A 259-nucleotide genomic window follows, 5' to 3' on the forward strand; every position below is an offset into this window, starting at 1 on the left:
CATTTTGAGCCGATTTCGGTCATTATTGCCCTGTTTTTTGCGGTTTATCTGCATTTTCCTGCCCTACAGGCGCAATACGGCCATACGTTTTATGTTCCACGCCAGGCAGACCAGACTCCATTCTCCTTGAACCTGACGCAGGCCGTGCAAGGAGAACTGCCGGAATCCCATCACGGATTTGATAATCCCGAAGACCGGTTCTACCGTTTGTTTGCGCAGACGGTAAACGCTTCGGCCTGCCTGCGTCTTCAGACGATGT

Annotated in this window: 1 protein-coding gene; it reads right to left on the minus strand. The window is 51.7% G+C overall.

Translation table 11 applies throughout. From position 1 onward, the window contains the following. Window positions 1-63: 63 nt before the first annotated feature. Window positions 64-259, minus strand: a 196-nt coding sequence (locus tag HAP95_RS17690; protein ID WP_215883680.1) for a transposase, incomplete at its 5' end; no start/stop codon positions are given.

It is taken from the genome of Acidithiobacillus sulfurivorans, from assembly GCF_018853815.1.
Taxonomy (GTDB): Bacteria; Pseudomonadota; Gammaproteobacteria; order Acidithiobacillales; family Acidithiobacillaceae; genus Acidithiobacillus; species Acidithiobacillus sulfurivorans.